At 66.0% G+C, this 17762-nt stretch carries 20 protein-coding genes; 11 read left to right on the forward strand and 9 right to left on the reverse strand.

The annotated features are described in order from the left end of the window. Nucleotides 1–26 precede the first annotated feature (26 nt). Nucleotides 27–1037 (forward strand): sigma-70 family RNA polymerase sigma factor, encoded by a 1011-nt coding sequence (locus AB431_RS16000; protein ID WP_369802905.1) that lies wholly within the window; start codon nt 27–29, stop codon nt 1035–1037. A 51-nt stretch (nt 1038–1088) separates the two neighbouring features. Here AB431_RS16000 and AB431_RS16005 read toward each other — a convergent pair whose 3' ends face one another. Beyond that, nucleotides 1089–2282, reverse strand: coding sequence for a S1C family serine protease (locus AB431_RS16005; protein WP_047330764.1), 1194 nt, complete (start codon nt 2280–2282; stop codon nt 1089–1091). A 358-nt stretch (nt 2283–2640) separates the two neighbouring features. On the opposite strand from AB431_RS16005, the gene AB431_RS16010 reads away from it, so the two are divergent. Further along, a complete protein-coding gene (locus AB431_RS16010; RefSeq protein WP_200902647.1) occupies nt 2641–3264 on the forward strand; it encodes an FKBP-type peptidyl-prolyl cis-trans isomerase in 624 nt (207 codons plus the stop codon). Between the two features lie 4 nt (nt 3265–3268). Here the strand turns inward: AB431_RS16010 and AB431_RS16015 are convergent, their stop codons facing one another. The 6 genes from AB431_RS16015 to AB431_RS16040 all read right to left on the reverse strand — a co-directional run bounded on the left by AB431_RS16015 (nt 3269) and on the right by AB431_RS16040 (nt 6455). Beyond that, complete coding sequence (locus AB431_RS16015; protein WP_144418275.1) at nt 3269–3829, reverse strand: hypothetical protein; 561 nt, start codon at nt 3827–3829, stop codon at nt 3269–3271. Nucleotides 3830–3918: 89 nt separating this feature from the next. Next, entirely contained in the window at nt 3919–4389 is a 471-nt protein-coding gene (locus tag AB431_RS16020) for a DUF5078 domain-containing protein (protein WP_047330766.1), read from the reverse strand. A 126-nt stretch (nt 4390–4515) separates the two neighbouring features. Further along, entirely contained in the window at nt 4516–4779 is a 264-nt protein-coding gene (locus AB431_RS16025; RefSeq protein WP_047333475.1) for a hypothetical protein, read from the reverse strand. Between the two features lie 100 nt (nt 4780–4879). Then, the gene (locus AB431_RS16030) at nt 4880–5479 is read right to left on the reverse strand and encodes a hypothetical protein (RefSeq protein ID WP_052960293.1); all 600 of its coding nucleotides are present in this window, start codon (nt 5477–5479) and stop codon (nt 4880–4882) included. 173 nt (nt 5480–5652) lie between these two features. Continuing rightward, entirely contained in the window at nt 5653–5949 is a 297-nt protein-coding gene (locus AB431_RS16035; protein ID WP_047330767.1) for a hypothetical protein, read from the reverse strand. A gap of 80 nt (nt 5950–6029) precedes the next feature. Continuing rightward, the gene (locus AB431_RS16040; protein WP_047330768.1) at nt 6030–6455 is read right to left on the reverse strand and encodes a pyridoxamine 5'-phosphate oxidase family protein; all 426 of its coding nucleotides are present in this window, start codon (nt 6453–6455) and stop codon (nt 6030–6032) included. 117 nt (nt 6456–6572) lie between these two features. Between AB431_RS16040 and AB431_RS16045 the strand changes: the two genes are divergently transcribed. From AB431_RS16045 to AB431_RS16075, 7 genes are all read left to right on the forward strand, one after another. Further along, nucleotides 6573–8921, forward strand: a complete 2349-nt coding sequence (locus tag AB431_RS16045) for a Tex family protein (protein WP_047330769.1) — start codon at nt 6573–6575, stop codon at nt 8919–8921. A gap of 346 nt (nt 8922–9267) precedes the next feature. Then, nucleotides 9268–10374 (forward strand): type III polyketide synthase, encoded by a 1107-nt coding sequence (locus tag AB431_RS16050; protein ID WP_082135697.1) that lies wholly within the window; start codon nt 9268–9270, stop codon nt 10372–10374. Nucleotides 10375–10399: 25 nt separating this feature from the next. Then, a complete protein-coding gene (locus AB431_RS16055) occupies nt 10400–10903 on the forward strand; it encodes an isoprenylcysteine carboxyl methyltransferase family protein (protein WP_047333478.1) in 504 nt (167 codons plus the stop codon). A 110-nt stretch (nt 10904–11013) separates the two neighbouring features. After that, nucleotides 11014–11850, forward strand: a complete 837-nt coding sequence (locus AB431_RS16060; RefSeq protein WP_047330770.1) for an SH3-like domain-containing protein — start codon at nt 11014–11016, stop codon at nt 11848–11850. Between the two features lie 14 nt (nt 11851–11864). After that, nucleotides 11865–12575: a thiocyanate hydrolase subunit gamma gene (gene scnC, locus AB431_RS16065; RefSeq protein WP_047330771.1), complete on the forward strand. Its 711-nt coding sequence runs from the start codon at nt 11865–11867 to the stop codon at nt 12573–12575. Continuing rightward, nucleotides 12572–12907, forward strand: a complete 336-nt coding sequence (locus AB431_RS16070; protein WP_047330772.1) for a hypothetical protein — start codon at nt 12572–12574, stop codon at nt 12905–12907. Before scnC ends, AB431_RS16070 begins: the two co-directional genes overlap by 4 nt. A gap of 141 nt (nt 12908–13048) precedes the next feature. After that, nucleotides 13049–13894 carry an acyl-CoA thioesterase domain-containing protein gene (locus AB431_RS16075; protein WP_082135698.1) on the forward strand — a complete coding sequence of 282 codons (846 nt, stop codon included), beginning with the start codon at nt 13049–13051 and terminating at the stop codon, nt 13892–13894. Between the two features lie 4 nt (nt 13895–13898). On the opposite strand, the gene AB431_RS16080 is transcribed toward AB431_RS16075, so the two are convergent. Next, nucleotides 13899–15413, reverse strand: a complete 1515-nt coding sequence (locus tag AB431_RS16080) for a carbohydrate-binding domain-containing protein (RefSeq protein ID WP_052960294.1) — start codon at nt 15411–15413, stop codon at nt 13899–13901. Here AB431_RS16080 and AB431_RS30825 point away from each other — a divergent pair. Both AB431_RS30825 and AB431_RS16085 read left to right on the forward strand, forming a co-directional pair. Then, nucleotides 15394–15822, forward strand: coding sequence for a hypothetical protein (locus tag AB431_RS30825; protein WP_158423542.1), 429 nt, complete (start codon nt 15394–15396; stop codon nt 15820–15822). The genes AB431_RS16080 and AB431_RS30825 overlap by 20 nt on opposite strands. 385 nt (nt 15823–16207) lie before the next feature. Further along, a complete protein-coding gene (locus AB431_RS16085; RefSeq protein WP_047330774.1) occupies nt 16208–16981 on the forward strand; it encodes an enoyl-CoA hydratase/isomerase family protein in 774 nt (257 codons plus the stop codon). A 5-nt stretch (nt 16982–16986) separates the two neighbouring features. Here the strand turns inward: AB431_RS16085 and AB431_RS16090 are convergent, their stop codons facing one another. Further along, a complete protein-coding gene (locus tag AB431_RS16090; protein WP_158423543.1) occupies nt 16987–17751 on the reverse strand; it encodes a transporter substrate-binding domain-containing protein in 765 nt (254 codons plus the stop codon). Nucleotides 17752–17762: the final 11 nt, after the last annotated feature.

A 17762-nucleotide genomic window follows, 5' to 3' on the forward strand; every position in this document is an offset into this window, starting at 1 on the left:
CCACGCCGACATGTGAAGGTGGCGCAATGGCATGGGCGATGACTGATCTGGTGGCCAAGGCGCGGGCCGGTGACGGGGATGCGTTCCGTGAGCTGACCGAGCCGCACCGCGCCGAATTGCAGGTGCACTGTTATCGGATGCTGGGGTCGTTGCACGACGCCGAGGACGCGCTGCAGAACACGATGTTGGCTGCCTGGCAAGGTCTCGACGGATTCGAGGGTCGCGCCTCGATACGGACCTGGTTGTACCGCATCGCGACCAACCAATGCCTCAGCGTCCTTCGCTCAACGAAGCGGCGCCCGGCCGAGGAGTGGAAGATTCCCGATATCGAACCCCCTCAACCCAGCCGTCTCAGCGAAGTCGTCTGGCTTGAGCCATATCCCGACACCCTGCTGGACGCCGTCTCGGTCGGTCGACCGGTCGGCCCGGAAGCACGGTTCGAACAAGCCGAAGCCATCTCCTTGGCGTTCGTGACCGCCCTGCAGGTACTTCCCGCACGCCAGCGTGCCGTGCTGATCTTGCGTGAGGTTCTCGGGTATCACGCTGACGAGGTGGCTGAGATGCTGGACACGACGGTGGATTCGGTCACCAGTGCCCTCAAGCGGGCTCGCGCCGGTCTGCAACGTCACCTGCCTGGCGCGGACGAGGCGCCGGCTGTCCCCGACTCACCGGCGGAGCGCGACTTGGTTGCGAGGTTCGTGCGCGCCTATCAAGCCGGCGACGTCGGCGCGCTGGTTGAGCTGCTCACCGCGGACGTCCGCCTGTCGATGCCACCGATTCCCTTGGAATACCACGGCATCGGCGCAGTGACCCGATTCTTCGCGAGCGTCTTCGATCGTGGCCGGCGCTATGACCTGATACCCACCCGCGCCAACGGGCAGCCCGCTTTCGGTGCGTACCTGCATTCCGGCGGTGGTGGCTCGCGCCACGCCGCCGGCCTGCTGGTCGTGACGATCTCCGGCGGCCGCATCAGTGGGCTCACCCGCTTCGACAACGACCTGCTGCCGCACTGGGGCCTGCCGCATTCGCTTCCATGACCCGGCGGCAGCCGTCGGACAACGGCTGCCGCCGGGTAAGTGGTTGTGCCGCTACGACTGCATCTGCCCCAGCGTGACCTCGACGGTGCGGGAAGCTCCCGACGGATCGTCGTAGGTCAACGTAACGGTGTCGCCGGGCGCCTTCGAGTGAATGGCCGCGACGAGCGACTCCGGGCCGTCGATCACCGTGTTGTCGACCTTGGTGATGACCGCGCCTTTCGGCAGGCCGGCGGTAGCCGCAGGGCTGCGATCTGCGACGCCGGCGATCAACGCACCCCGCGCGCTGTCGTCGGAGCTGAGCTGGACCCCGAGCGAGGCGTGTTGCACCGTCCCGGTCGAAATCAGTTCGTCGGCAATGCGTTTGGCTTGATCCACCGGAATGGCGAAGCCCAGGCCGATCGAGCCGCTCTGCGCGGCCTGCGAATCCTGGCCGCCGCCAAGGGATGCGATGGCCGAATTGACCCCGATCAGATCACCGTTCATATCCACCAGTGCGCCACCGGAGTTGCCCGGGTTGATCGCAGCATCGGTTTGGATGGCGCTCATCACCGAATGTTGACCGGACTGCGCGTCGCCGGTCGCGACCGGGCGGTCCAGCGCGCTGATGATGCCGGTCGTCACTGTGCCCTGCAGGCCCAGCGGGGAGCCGATGGCCACGACATTCTGTCCGACCTTGAGGTCCTTGGACGATCCGATGGTAATCGGGGTGAGCCCCGAGACGTTCTGGGCCCGAACCACCGCGATGTCGTCGGCGGGGTCGGTGCCCACAACAGTGAACGGCACGGTCCGCCCGTCCGAGAAGGTCACCGTCGCGTCCAGGCCACCGCTGCCCTGACCGAACGGGCGCCCGCTGCGGCCGCCGGGTGCGCCCTCGGCGGCCATCGGCCCGTCACCTGCGGCCTGGGCGGCCGCGGCCACGACGTGGTTGTTGGTCAAGATCAGTCCGTCGGAGCTGAGGATGATTCCAGACCCTTCCTCACGCCCCTGGCCACTGGTGAGCTGCAATTTCACGACACTCGGTAGCACCTTGGCCGAGACCTGCTCGACCGAACCGGCAGGTGCGGCGCTGGTCTGCTGGCCCGCCACGGCCGGCACCTTCGGCGCGGGAGCTCCGGCGACGGCCGGCGCGTGCGCGGTGGCCGCAGGTTGCCCGGCGTGGTCGACCACGGCGACCGCTCCGGCGGCGCCGGCAATCATGGCGACCACGGCGGTACCGCCGACCAAAATGCCCACCCGGGGCTTCATTCGTTGCCGAGGCTTTTGCTGTGACGCAAGTCTCTCGTAGGCAGGCCGGACCCCGTACGGAGGCGGGTAGATCTGGGTGCTGTCGGTCGTGCCGTAACCATACCGATACCTGCCGGGGCTCCACTGCTCTGAATTAGAATGTTCCACAGAATCTTTCGACTGCCACCGGGGGTGGCTTTCCTGCGGTGCGTTTCCTGACCTGTAGTCCATTGCGTTGGGCTTCTCTTTCTCGTCACACGACTTCATCGCGCCATCGGCGCCTGCAGATAGTTTGCCTGTGCCGTCTGAGGCTTTGCTGAGAATGAGTTCGGTGCCGGCCAAGACTTTTGGCCGACCACATCGCTGTAGCGTGACGAGCGTGAACTTCTCCCGTCTGCCCTCCGCTGTTGCCCTCGGGGCCTGCACCGCCGCATTTGCCGTGACACTTGCGGGTTGCGGTTCCGACACTGCTGCGCCGTCGGCAAGCACGTCCTCGACCATCCCCGCAGTCGCCTCGTCGGTCACTCAAGCTGCGGGCCCGGACGCCAGCTGCCCGACGGCACCGCCGGCCACCGCGGGCACCCCGGAGTGGACGTTGCCCGGGGCGACCGGCAGCGTCGCCGTCATCGGATCCACGGATACGGTGGCCCCGGTCGTCAAGGTCACCCCACCGTTCAGCGTGAACGCGACCGAGGTGCACACGCTTCAGGCAGGTACCGGACCGGTCGTCGCGCCGACGGCCACGGTCTCGGTCTGCTACGAAGGGGTCAACGGCCGCGACGGCAGTGTCTTCGACAGCAGCTACCAGCGCGGTGAGCCGGCAGAGTTCTCGCTCGACGGTGTGGTTCCCGGATTCCAGAAGGCAATCGCGGGTCAGAAAGTCGGATCCACGGTCGCCGTCGCGATGGTCTCCGCCGACGGCTATCCGCAGGGACAACCGAGGGCGGGCATTCTGCCGGGCGACACGCTGGTCTTCGCGATCAAGATCCTCAGCGCCTCGTAGCCGGCTAGGGCAGGCAGTTGCCCTGGAAACCGTTCACCAGCGCGTAGATGTCGTCCTTCTTCTGGTCGGCGTAGTCGATCGCCGTCCACGTCGACGGCTGCGGCCAGGCGTTGGACACCGTCGGGCCGTAGTTGCCGTAATTGCCGTAGCCCAAGCCATACCCATAGCTCGGTGAGACCACGAAGAGCGCCCCCACGGCGTCTCGCATGTCGTCGCTCGCCCGGCGCAGGTCGACGAGCGCCGGTGCCAGCCCGGGGACGATGCCCGGACCGTTCACGTCTTCCAGGTAGTGAACGCCGTGGCTGATCATGGCGAGCTTCACATTGGTGTCACGTTGCTGCGCGGCGCCGCTGGCATACGGCGAGCTGATGACGATCCGCACTCCGCCGATGCCGGCGTTGATGTCGTTGTCGAGGCTCTCGCGGACCTGGTCGAGTACCCCACATGGCACGCGTGCGGGTTCGGCGGCGGCCGGCGGCGTCAAGCCGATGGAAGCGCAGGCCGCAGCCACCGCAACGGCAGATGCGAGACGCGGAGTCCTCCGCGGGAATTGAGTTTGTTCCATCGTCCCACCACTGATCCGGTATCAACGTGATGCCGGTATATAGGTGGAATTGACGGCAGTGTTACCGCTGCGCGCGATGTAGCCGGAAGCTACCGTGCGACCGGCCAGTCCCAGATGGACATGTCGCCGCGCGGGTAGTTCATGCAGACGTCGGTGGCCTTGGCGACGACGCCCTTGTTGTTGAAGAACAATTTGGCCCAGTTGCCCCAGCGGGTCGCGACGAATTCGTAGTAGACGTTGGTCGCGGTGTCCTCGGAGTACTGCCGGCGCGCGACGGGATCGAGCGAGAAGAACCAGTGGATGCGATCGAACGCGATCTGCTGCACGTCGGCGGGCCGGTTGCTGCGGTCGATCATGTACCGCTCGAAGTAAACCGGGCTGGTGTCGCGCGCCGCGGCCATGTACTGCTCGACGTCGCACTGGGTGATGATGATCCGGTGCGGGATCGGATAGTCGTCGCTGGCATCGGCGGCGGCGGGGCCGGCCGCGATGACTCCTGCAGCGGCCATCGCACTCAGCGCAAGACTCGCCAGCTTTGCGCGACTCTTCAAACCAGCCATCGTTCTCCTGCCCCAATCCCTAAAACCTTAAGCGGACTAACTATATAGCGGTCCACATCGCAGTATCCACCCCAGGCCGACATTCGACGGCGAAAGTGACGCGTGAGACTCCCGGCCAGGAACCGCTCAGCCGCCGTTGGTCACCGGGTTGGACGACAGGGTGATGAATTGGTCGTTGATCCAGACCCCCCAGCGGCCGCCCCACATGTGGGTCCACACCACGGGATGGCCGGCCCACACCTCGGCGGGCTTACCCGGCGCCCAGGCCGGAACCGGCTCGCCGACGTTCTGGTCCGGCGGCGGCGGGTCTGCACTCGCCGGTGCGATACCGATCGCGAGTCCAACCGCGAGTGCGCCAACAGCAGTCAGCGCGGTTTTGATCAAGGTCATGAGCACGACTCCAGCGTCCAGACGTCAGCGAGATACTTAGCAAATATAACCAGCAGATGGCGCGGGTAATCCCCTACCCCGAACTTCACGAGTCGCGGAGCTACGGTGTCGGTGCAGGTGTGGCAGTGATCGGGGCCGGCTGGCCAGACCCGTTGTACTCATACCCGGGCGGCGGGGGGCCGTTCAACGAGTAGTAACCGGGTGGCAGGGCGGGCGTCCCGGGCGGTGGCGGTTTACCCGGGCCGAACTCACTCGGGGGCGCCTCTGAGCCGGGTGCGGTATACGACTTGTATCCGGGTGGCAGCGGCGGCGGCGCGCCCGCCCCCGGTGGCGGCGCGACCGAGCCGCCTGCATAGGCCTCGTCCTGGGGGCCGTAATAGGGGTCCCGAGCCTGGTGCCAGAGATCTTTGAGACTGCCGAGCACGCCGCCGCCATTCTGCGAGCCATAGGTCGGGTTCGCGATCTGGGGAACCGAGGGCGGTGCCCCAGGCGGCGGGGGTGCGGGCGCCGCCGCGGGATCGACGGGCACCGAGACCGGCTGACCCGGGGGGACCGCGGCAGGATCCGAGGGCACCGGAATGGGCGTCGGCGTCATCGGGTCGGCCGCCGCGGGGGTGGCCCCGGTGACCATGGCGCCGATGGCGAAGCCGGCGAGCAGGATTGCGCGCGCGACTGGCGCGCCGCGGTGCCCTTCAGTCATGAATCCGGCGGTCCTCTCTGTAGCCCCAAGGCCTCGGGGGCATCGTCGCACATATCGGTGATGGGTGTACCGGGGGCGAACCCCGTGTGCTCCCCTCTTATCGCCGGTGCGCCGCCCGCCGTTTCAGCGTTCCCCCTGGTGCCCGCGCGTTCCGCCGGGCACCAGGGGACGGGTCAGGCCTTGTTGATCTCGGGGTTGCTCTCGGTGGCACCGGTGGCCGATCCGGAGCGATAGCGGGTGAAGAAGCCGAGCGACACGACCGCGGCGGCAACACCGATCACTGCCCACAGCACGATCGGGAACACCAGCGAGCCGAAGATGAAGTTGTAAGTCACTGCCAGGTAGATCGACCAGAGGACTCGGTAGATCGACCAGAATGCGAGCAGGCCGGTGCTGATGCCGATGTACAGGCTGTACTGGCGATCGACGCGGTCGATCTGCTGTGCAATGGGAGCCGGCAGGATTTTCATGGGTTCTTCCTCTCGTTGTCCGTCGCCTCGTGGCGTCGATGCGAGAAGTAAAGAACCGGCGATCGCCTACCGATCCCAACTCATTCCGAGTAGTCGACCGAGAACCAGCGGTCCGGACGGATGGTGAAGAGCACGGTCTGCTCACCCTCAAGGCTCGAAGCGAACTGGCGCCCCGCCTGTTCGCCGAGATAGCGCACAGCGATGCCCTCCGCCACCTCCGCGGGCGTGGGCTCGGTGACCTCCACAACCGACCCCTCCACCGATACATATTGATATGGCGGCTCTTCGTTCTGCACGACCAGCGTCAGCACACCGTTCTGCTTGATGAGCCTGGCCTTTCGCCGCGACGCGCCGGTGGTGATGCGGATGTTGCCGCCGGGGGTGTAGTCGTACCAGATCGGGACGCTGGCCGGGGGCCGGCCGTCGGTGGCGGCGACGGATATGACCGCCACATGCTTGGCGGCCAGGAACTCCTGGCGCTCGGACTCTGTCAGTTCTCTGGGCATATAGCGCCAAACCCCTCGATCTGCGCGGCTATTCCTTGCGCGGACCGTGCACTCGAACTCGTGCAACACCATGGCCGGGTTCGTCGGATTGTCGGCGAGGTTCGGTAGGGTCTCCGCGTGACTTCGAGCCCAACCGTCAAATCTGTAAATGCCCGTCTTGCTGCAGAACTCGCCGTTGCCGAGACCCAGGTGGCCGCTGCGGTCCGCCTGCTCGACGAGGGCGCGACCGTCCCGTTCATCGCCCGCTACCGCAAGGAAGTCACCGGCAGCCTGGACGACGGTCAACTGCGCGACCTCGAAGAGCGGTTGCGCTATCTGCGCGAGCTCGATGAGCGGCGCACCGCGGTGCTGGCGTCCATCGAGGAGCAGGGCAAGCTGACCGACGAGCTGAGAACGGCACTGCTCACCGCTGACACCAAGTCCCGGGTCGAGGACATCTACCTGCCGTACAAACCCAAGCGGCGCACCAAGGCCCAGATCGCCAGGGAAGCGGGCCTCGAGCCACTCGCCGACCGGCTGCTCGCCGACCCGGCCGTCGACCCGAACGACGCGGCATCGGAATTCCTCAATGTCGATGTCAGCGACGCCGCCGCAGCGCTCGACGGTGCGCGGCACATACTCGTCGAACGGGCAGCCGAGGACGCCGAACTTGTCGGCGCGATCCGGACCAAGTTCTGGGCCGAAGGCGCGCTGCGGACGGCTCCCTTCTCCGACGAAGCGGCTAAAAGCCCTGCGGCGCAGAAGTTTCGGGATTATTTCGAGTTCAGCGAGCGACTGGAAGACATGCCGTCGCACCGGGTGCTGGCCGTGATGCGCGGCGAGAAGGAGCAAGCGCTGGCCTTGCGGTTCGACGGCGGCAGCGACGATGCGTACGAGGTGATGGTCGCCCAGGCCCTCGGGGTCGACCTGGGCGCGAAGGCCCCGGCCACCCCATGGCTGGCCACCACCGTCCGATTGGCTTGGCGCACGCGGCTGATGATCTCCGGCGCGGTTGATGCCCGGATGCGGCTGCGTCAGCGCGCCGAGGAGGACGCGGTCAACGTGTTCGCCAAGAACCTCAAGGATCTGCTGCTGGCGGCGCCGGCCGGCACCCGCACCACGCTCGGACTCGATCCGGGTTTCCGCACCGGCGTCAAAGTCGCCGTGGTCGATGACACCGGCAAGGTGCTCGAAACCTGTGCGATCTACCCGCATCAACCGCAGCGTCAATGGGACTCGGCGAAAGCAACATTGGCCGCACTCGTAGCCCGCCACGGTGTCGAGTTGATCGCGATCGGCAACGGCACCGCATCGCGGGAGACCGATGCGCTGGCCACCGAGCTCATCGCCGACATCCGCGGCGCCGGTGCGACGGCTCCGGCCAAGGCGATGGTCAGCGAGGCCGGCGCATCGGTGTACTCGGCATCGGCCTACGCCGCACGAGAGCTGCCGAGCCTGGATGTGACCGTGCGTGGGGCGGTGTCTATCGCGCGGCGGCTGCAGGATCCGCTGGCCGAACTGGTCAAAATCGAGCCGAAGTCCATCGGAGTCGGCCAATACCAGCACGACGTCACTCCGGGCACACTCGCCCGAAGCCTCGACGCGGTGGTCGAGGACGCGGTCAACGCCGTCGGAGTCGACCTGAATACGGCATCGGTCCCGCTGCTGTCGCGGGTGTCGGGAGTGTCGGAATCGCTGGCCGAGGCGATTGTCGCCCACCGGGAGAAGACCGGACCGTTCCGCAGCCGTCGTGCACTGCTCGACGTCCCGCGGCTGGGCCCCAAGGCTTTTGAACAATGCGCGGGCTTCCTGCGGATTCGCGGTGGTGACGACGCCCTCGATGCGTCGGGTGTGCACCCGGAGGCCTACCCGGTCGTCCGGCGGATCCTGGACCGCTCGGGCATCACGTTGGCCGAACTGATCGGCAATGAACGATCGCTGCGCTCGCTGCGGCCCGCTGACTTCGCCGACGACCGATTCGGTGTGCCGACGGTGACCGACATCCTCGCCGAGCTGGAGAAGCCGGGCCGCGATCCGCGTCCGGCGTTTTCCACCGCGACCTTCGCCGCCGGGGTAGAGAAGGTGGCCGACCTGAAGGTCGGCATGGTGCTGGAAGGTGTCGTCACCAACGTCGCGGCGTTCGGCGCGTTCGTGGATGTCGGCGTGCATCAGGACGGTCTGGTTCACGTCTCGGCGATGTCGGACCGGTTCGTGTCCGATCCACACGAGGTGGTGCGATCCGGTCAGGTGGTGCGGGTGAAGGTCCTCGACGTCGATGTCGATCGCCAGCGCATCGGCCTGACGCTGCGCCTGAGTGATGAGCCGAAAGCCAAGCAAGCCAAGGGCTCTGGCAGCCGTAGCGCGCCCGCTGGCCGCGGCGAGGGCCGCCAGCCCAGTCGTGGCGGCAACGGCGGCAGGCGGGGCAACAACGATCGGTCTTCCGGCTCGATGGCACAAGCCCTGCGCGACGCCGGTTTCGGCCGATAGCACTCCCCCTCCTGTTCGGTTCAGCCTCGGCGACCCCGCACAAGACGGCTGACCAACTGCCGCAATTCTTTTCATGATCAATCGTCCACGAAATTCTGGGAGGCAGAGTTCAACGATATCTCGGGTTATCAGCAGTCCCCCAGCCGATGCGCAATTAGTTGTCAGAATAGCCCACATTTCTGGGAATTCTCAGGCTTCATTTATGTTGTGCTTCTTGGCTTTTCACGAATGCCGGGCCGATCGAGACTTATACAGATGGAAGGTGGATATTTCAGCTTCGTGTGCAATATTTCACGGCCGCGCCATACGGGAATGGCTTTAGCGCATCCGCAGCGTTGCATCGCGCATGACAGATATCGCTTTCTCCCACTCGTTGAACCCACTTGGCACGCCCCGGCACGGTGATCCCCGCGTCGCAGGCACCGCCGTCGCGTTGACGACGAATCGCTACGACCAGGACGAGGTGGCCAGGGCGCTCACCGAGTTCGCCGAACCCGGTTTCGCCCGCTTCGCCCGAACCAGCGGCGTCGAATACCGCAACCTCGCGCTGCCGGTGGAGCGCTACCCGAAGCTGACCGGTTTCACCGAAGCCAATGAGGCATACCTCGAGGTTGCCGTCGAACTCGGTGAACAGGCGGTGCGCCGCGCCCTCGACGAGGCGCACCTGCGCCCCGACGAGGTCGACGCCATCCTGACCGTGTCCAGCACAGGCGTGGCGGTGCCGACCATCGACGCCCGGATCGCGTCTGCGGTGGGGTTGCGACGCGACGTCAAACGCATCCCGCTGTTCGGGCTCGGCTGTGTGGCCGGCGCAGCCGGGATGGCGCGGCTGCACGACTACCTGCGCGGCTTTCCCGGTCACGTCGCCGTGCTTCTGTCGGTGGAACTGTGTTCCCTGACATTGCAGCGTGACGACACCTCGATTCCTGCGTTGATCGGCGTGTGCCTGTTCGGCGACGGCGCGGCGGCGGTGGTCGGCACGGGCGCCGATCGGGTCCCGGCCGGGCTTCCCCTGAAGTCGGGTCCGCAGATCCTGGCAACCCACAGCGCGCTGTTGCCCGACACCGTGGGAGTAATGGGCTGGAATGTGAGCTCCAGCGGATTCCAGCTGGTGATGTCGCGCGACGTGCCCAAGATGGCCGATGACCACCTCGGCGCGGAAGTCGACCGGTTCCTCGCCGCCCACGGGCTGACGACCGCCGACATCACGACCTGGGTGTGTCACCCGGGCGGACCCAAGGTGCTCGAATCGATCACCAACGCGGTCGGCATGCCGGCCGAAGCGTTGCGGCACAGCTGGGAATCGATGCGCGACAACGGAAACATGTCGTCGGCGTCGGTGCTCGACGTCTTCAACCGGACTCTCGCGGAAGCGCCGGCGGCCGGCTCGCTGGGAGTGATGCTGGCAATGGGGCCCGGTTTCAGCTTCGAATTATTGCTTCTGAGTTGGTGAAGGAGTCCCGATGATCTACACCCCAATGTTCTATTACGGGTTCATCCTCGCGATCGGCGCCGAACGTCTTGTCGAGCTGGTGGTGTCGCGGCGCAACGCCCGATGGTCCTTCGCCCAGGGCGGCCAGGAGTTCGGCCGCGGGCACTATCCGGTGATGGTCGGCATGCACACCTTGCTGCTGGTGTCCTGCATCGTCGAAGTGGCGACCCTGCACCGGCAGTTCCTGCCCTGGCTCGGGTGGCCGATGGTGGCTGTCGTAGCCGCCAGCACCGCCCTGCGCTGGTGGTGCGCGTCCACGCTGGGGAAACGCTGGAATCCGCGGCTGATCGTCATCAAGGGTGCGCCCTTGGTCGAGCGTGGCCCCTATCGCTGGATACACCACCCCAACTACACCGCCGTGGCCGCTGAAGTGGCCGCGCTGCCGCTGGTCCACTCTGCCTGGGTGACTGCCATCGTGTTCAGCATCGCCAACGCCCTGGTGCTCAAGGTGCGGATCCGCGCCGAAAATGCAGCGCTGGGATATGCCTGAGCCCAAGCACTTTCGTCGGTGAACATCGGACGTTTCGGCTGCCGGTGGGTGTAACCGGTGTTACGTTGTGACCCGTTGAAGTCGTGCACTGCCACATCAAGGGGCCTTCAATGAGCACTGCAGCCGAACGCGCCGACCAGCTCGCTCTGGTGGCGCGGCTGAAGTCCGCCTACCCGGAGTTGCCCGATGCTCCGACCCCGGATCTGCTCGACCATGCCAGGTTCGTCGCCTACATGAAACCGGTACACGACGTCGGCGGCGAGCCCGATGCCCCGATGAAGTACGAGAACAAGGACTACGAGTACTGGGAGCACATGACCTACGTCATCTGCGAGGTCCTCGCGTGGCGCGGCATCTGGCTCTCGGAGGAACGGCGGCGCATCGGCAATGTCGATGTGCAGCGCGCGGTGTACCTCGGGTTCCCGTACTACGGCCGCTGGCTGCTGTCCGTCGCGCGAGTGCTCATCGAAAAGCACCACATCGGCCTGACTGAACTCACCGAACGGATGGCCGAGGTCAAACAACGCTATGCCGGTGGACTAGAAGGTAAGTCGCTGAGGGCCGAGCCCAAGTTCGAAGGCGACGGCTCGCAGGTCAAGCGGAACAGCCACATCGTGCACGCCCAGGGCAAGGGCGATCCGCAGGTGTACGCCGGCCGTGCCGGAGAGCCGCGGTTCAAGGTCGGTGACCCCGTCGTCGTTCGCGAACTGCCGGTGTTGTTCTACACCCGCACACCCGAGTACGTGCGCGGCGCGAAGGGCGTCATCGACGCGGTGGCCTATGAGAGCCCGGCGGCAGAAGACGAGACCTGGGACATCCCCGACGCCAAGCCCGAATGGTTCTACGTCGTCAAATTCAGCATGTCTGAGTTGTGGAACGACTTCAACGGCCCGGAGGCCGACAGCCTGCGCACCGAGATTCCCGAGCACTGGCTGCAGCCCGCTTAGCGAGAACGGACGACATGACAGATCACGGCCACGATCATGACCATGACCGCACCGTCAAGCCGATGGTCGATGAGATCACCGACTTCGAGGTGCTGGAGATCGCGCTGCGCGAATTGTGCATCGAGAAGGGCATTTTCACCGCGGAGGAACACCGCCGCTTCACCGAGTTCGCCGAACAGATCGGTCCCACGCCGGCCGCCCGCCTGGTGGCCCGCGCCTGGCTTGACCCTGAGTTCAAGGCACTCGCCCTCGCCGAGCCGATGACCGCCAGCAAGGAGGTGGGCGTCGATTGGCTGGAGCCGACGGGCTTCGGCACCCCCAGCGATTTCACGGCATTCCAGATCCTCGAGGACACCCCGACCGTCCACCACGTCATCGTGTGTGCCCTGTGCTCGTGTTATCCCCGCCCCATTCTGGGCAACTCCCCCGAGTGGTATCGCACACCCAACTACCGGCGGCGGCTGGTCCGCTGGCCGCGCCAGGTGCTCTCCGAGTTCGGCTTGTACCTGGGCGACGACGTCGAGGTGCGGGTGCAGGACTCCAACCAGAAGCACCGGTTCATGGTGATGCCGATGCGCCCCGAGGGCACCGACGGCTGGAGCGAGGATCAGCTCACCGAGATCATCACCCGCGATTGCCTGATCGGTGTCGCGTTGCCGAAGCCCGGGGTGACCACGAACGTCATCACCGAGACGCGCCCCGCCGTGCATCCGGTCGGCGAATGACACCCGACCCGCTGCGCCAGATCGTCGAGCGCAATCAGGTCTGGCCGGTCATGGCGGCCAAATACGGTGTGGAGAACCCGGTGCCGCCGTGGAAAACCAGCCTCGACGGACTGTGTGACGCACTCGACCATGCCGCCTGCGACTCCGATGTCCCGACATTCAAGGAACGGCGCGACGAAGAAGACGACCTCTCCGCCACCATGTACTCCGACCTTCCGTATCCGGAAAGCCAGCTGGTGTCACTTGCGCATTCACTGCTGGCCCGCGGCATAATCACTGAAAGTGAACTGCAGCAACGACTTTCCGCGGTCCGCGCCAGACTGGAAGCCTGACGCAAGGGGTTGTGTCCCCCGATCGGCCGACACCCGGTTCATCCGGTATCCCAGCCGATCGGTGGATGGTTCGCGAGGTGACGCGCCGTCATAGTTGCCTGGTGAGCCGTCAAGCAAGCGGCGGCTCCCCTTACTCAAAGGATGGCAACGGTGAACAGCGGCTTGGTTTTGTCAAAGCGCACGGCGGCAACTTCGAGTGCATTAGGTATCCGCCCAGCGTATTTCGTTCAGCACGGCAACGGCATCTTCCGACCAACCCCGTCGGCAGCGGCCTCCTGGAGTGAAGGATTGCTCAGCGGTCAGGCGATTGCCGGACTTGCGGCGTCGACGTTGGAGCGAAAGTACGGCACGGTCGGCTACCTGCCCACTCGGCTGACACTCGACCTGCTCAAGCCAGCACGTGCCGTGTCCACTCGTGTCCAGACCCGACTGATCCGGCACGGCAACCGGATGCGCACCGCCGAATGCGACGTCGTCCAGGACGACTGGATCGTGGCCCGCGCAACCATGCTGCAGTACCGGCAATCTCACACTCCGGGCGCTGCCGACTGCGCGAACGCACCGACTTTCGGTGATGCCGACGATCAAGCCCTCTACATCGACAGTGACGGAACCGGCTGGAGTCCGATGGGCGAGCAGCACCACAACGCCGGCCGCAGGCGCGCGTACTACGGCGGCTTGGACGCGGTGGCCGGCCTCGCGGCCACGCCCTTCGTCCGTGCCGCGGTGGTCGCCGAGGCTGCCGCCAATCTGGTGACGAACCTGGGCGCCAGCCGAATCGGCTACATCAACGGTGATCTGACGGTGGCGCTGTCGCGACTTCCGCGCGGGGTGTTCATCGGTGTGCAAGCCGACACCAACTTTGCCGAGAACGGCGTGTCGGTGGGCAGCGCAACCCTCTTCGACGACGCGGGTGCCTTCGGCACCAGCATGGTCACCGCGGTCGCAAATCCCGCGTCCCGCATCGACGCCCGCCCGCGCGGCTAGCCGGTCAGGAGCCGTCCCAGTTCGCCAGGACGCGCAGCTGGGACCACGGGATGGCGGCCATGTCGTAGTAGTCCCACGACAGGCCGGCGCCAGTCCACACCGCGCCCGGTTTCGTCGGCGACGCCGCGTCGGAGGTGACCTCGAAGACGAACGCCATGCGCGCACCACCCTGGTCGCCGACATAGGCGCCGTAGGTCTGAAGCGTCTTGGCGATCACCTTCTCGGCATCCGAGATCCCGGGAATGGCGTCGACATTGATGGACGGATCCAGCTGGATCCGGGTGCCCTCCGGTATCGGAGTCGTCACCCCGGCAAGGTTGGTGCCGTCCGACTTCGTCGCCGGGCCGGTGAACAAAGCGCCCGCGATGTCACTGGAGATGAACAGCGCGTGGTTGATCCCGGTATGGGCGGCGACCGCGGCGCTGAACTCCGCCGCGGTGACGACACCGGCGTACCGGGCGATGTTCGTCGCCGTGGCCGAGCCGGAAGTGTCGATACCGTTGCCGCTCAGGTCGGTCATGCCGCCCCATGCTGCCGACCAGGTGTTTGTCGTCCCGTCGTAGGAGGCTTGCCAGAGGCCGTACGCCTTACCGGTGTTGGGATCGAGGATCGCGATCTGCCGGTCCGAACCGGACGGCAGGTTCAGCCCGAGGGGAATTGCCACGGTGTACGAGCCGAACGGGTCGCTGCCCCACGGCTCGGTGAATTTGACGTCATAGCGCGGCGTCGAAGCCGTGATCTGAGTAGCGGAGACCAGGGTCACACCGCTGTCGTAGAGGTCGGCCACATGTTGGGCGTCCGCGGCGGACAGATACGTGACCCACGTGGCGCTGTTCGCGGCGATGACGGGATTGGCCGCGATCGGCTTCCACAACCAGTCGGCGGCCTGGAAATAGGGCGGCGTCTGCGTTGCGGGCGGGGTCGACGTGGCCGCCACGACGGTGATCTTGTCGATGCGCAGGTTGCGGTCCTTGGACGCTGACAGCCGCAGATCATTGGTGAACGCGATGCTGATCGTGTGGGTTCCGGCCGACAGCGACACCGGGATCGAGTAGTCGGTCCACGACGTCGAGGACACCTGTGTGGTGGCGACCAGAACCCCGTCGACGGACACCGTCATCACCGGAGCGCCGTTGTACTGGTCTCCTCGAGCACGGATCACCAGTCCGGTCGCCGACGGCAGCGAAAGTGATTTTGTGGCAGTCGCATTCGCCGACAGCAGCAGCGCTTTGCGTCCGGAGGCCGCCGTATCCGAGTAGATGCTGCCGGCCCTCGCGGGATTAACCGTCAGCGATTCGCCTTCGATGACGACGGTGGTGGTGCCGCTGGCGACGATTCCTGAGGCGGCCGCCGTCGGTCGGACGCCTGTCGACGTACCGAAAAGTGAATCGAACTCTTTGCGTGCCCACGCCAGCAATGACAGCAACAGCTGAGGTGGCGGCAAGCTCGGCGGCTTGATGTTGTTCAACAGCGTTTCCAGCGTGGTTCTGGTGGCGCTGATGATCGCGTCGACCGTCACCGCGGGGCTGGCGACACTGCGGGCCACCGCAACGGTCTGCGTGACCGCGACATCGCCGGCGACGGCTGCGGCAGGGGTGGCGGTCGACTTCGCCGGTCCGTCGAGCGTGCCGCCTCCCGCAGGGGCGACGCCCGTGGCTGACGGGGCCTTGCGGATCGCCGTGACAGGTTTGGATGCGGCTGCCTGCGGACTCTCGGCTTTCGTGGAGGGCCGCGATCCGGGCCGCGGCGCCGATGGGCCGGCGGCCGAGTGTCGCGCCGCGCGCGCCGATCCGGCCTGTGCCGACCGGCCGGCCGCCGACTGCGCGGAATCCGAATCGGAGCTGTCCGCGTGGGCGACACCGCCGGCCATCAAGGCCGAGCCGATTCCCAACGCCACCGCGAGCGCGCCGATGCGGCCGACGGCATAGGTACGACAAACACCGACGGAGTTCGCGGGCGCTGTTGATCGTCGTGAATACGACGGAAAGTCGTCTACTGACACCCGTGACCCCCCAACCACCCCGACCATTGACGAGCAATCACGTCGGTAGGTGAAAGCCCTTGCCCGTCACGGTTTCTGTTGTCGTAAGCGAAAATTACCCCGTCGTCAGCCACGCGTCTTGATGTTCACGCAAACAATAAATGACATTTCCGAATAGCGATATGCACAAGTTTGCTGCCAATCCTCAAGCGACAATTATAAGACCCCAAATATGGGCAATTTGCTGGAAAAGATTCATGATCATGCAGAAGCAGCAAACTCCCTTGGCGTCACGCATATCGCCCAACCCTGCGCGAAACTAGAGTGCAGCAATGAGCCTCGTCACCTATGAGCTGGAAGAGCACGTCGCAACCATCACCCTCAACCGGCCGGAGGCACGCAATGCCATCAACGGTCCGCTGCGCCGGGACATCAACGCGGCGTGGGATCGATTTCGCGACGAGGAAGAGGCCTGGGTCGGGATTCTGACCGCCAACGGCGACGTCTTCTGCGCGGGCGGGGACCTCAAGGACGGCGAAGGTTCGGTGGGCACGTTCGGCGGGACCTTCTGGGAAAAGCCGACGATCAACTCGTTCGAGTCCGGCATGGAATTGTTCAAGCCCACGATCGCCGCCGTGCACGGCCCGTGCGTCGGCTACGGAGTCACCGGAGTTTTGTTCTGCGACTTCGTGATCGCCTCTACCGAGGCGACCTTCAGCTTCCCCGAGGTGGCGCTGGGCGTGCCGACGATCGTGGGCGCCATCCGGTTGCCGCAGCGGGTCGGCTGGGCCAACGCCATGGAGCTTCTGCTGACCGGAAAGCCGATCAGCGCCGAACGCGCCAAGGAAATCGGGCTGGTGTGGAAGCTCGTCGAGCCCGAGGACCTACAGGCGGAGGCTCGGGCATGGGCGAGGACCCTGACCGAGGCTGCGCCGCTGGCGCAGCGGGCCACCAAGGAGGTGGCCTGGCGAACCGCGGACATGGGTTGGATCGAGTCGGTGCGCTTCGGCGAGGTGATGCGCAAGGTCGCCGGCGCCACCGAGGACGTCGGCGAAGGTCTGTCGGCTTGGCGGGAAAAGCGCAAGCCGCAGTGGAAGGGTCGCTGACCCGGCTAGCGCGGTGGGTCGGATGCCGGCGTGTGCAGCCAGTGCTCGTAGATCCGGGCGTAGGTGCCGTCGCGCAGCACGCCGGTCAGCCAGGCGTCGGTCTGACCGGCGATCGGGCTGCCCTTCGGAAGCAGGTACGCCTTGGCCTCCGCGGTGAACGGCTGCTCTGGGTGCTGGGCCACCAACTCCGGGTGCAGCGACGACTGATAGACGGCTTCGATGGCGTCGGTGACCATGACGTCGGCGCTACCGGCCGCGAGTTGGTCGAAGATGGTGGTGTTGTCCGGCCAGATCGTGAGCTGCGCCTCGGGGAGGTTCTTACGGGCGAACTGCTCGTTGGTGCCGCCGCCGTTCTCGATCACGCGCACGCCAGGCTGATTGATCTGCTCGATCGTCGCGAGCCGGCCGGCATTGCGCGCCGTCACCAGCGGCGTCTTGCCACTGGCCAGGTAGGGCCTGGTTACGTCGGCGACGTGGCGCCGCTCGGGCGTATCGGTGATGCCGCCCATTGCGATATCGCATTTGTCGGCCGACGTGAGATCCGCGACGAGAGTCGACCAGGTGGTGGCGACGAACACCGGCTCGCGGCCGAGATGCGCGGCCAGGTCGGTGGCCATGTCGATGTCGACCCCGCTGTACTGCCCTGTCATCGGGTCGCGGTACGTCAGTGGCCGGTAATCGCCGGTGGTGCAGACCGTCAAGGTGGCCGGCCCGCCCGCGGAGGCAATCGACGGAACGACCGACGCGGCGATTACGGTGGCGACTGTCACGACCCGGAAAG

This window comes from Mycobacterium sp. EPa45 (genome assembly GCF_001021385.1).
Classification (GTDB): Bacteria; Actinomycetota; Actinomycetes; order Mycobacteriales; family Mycobacteriaceae; genus Mycobacterium.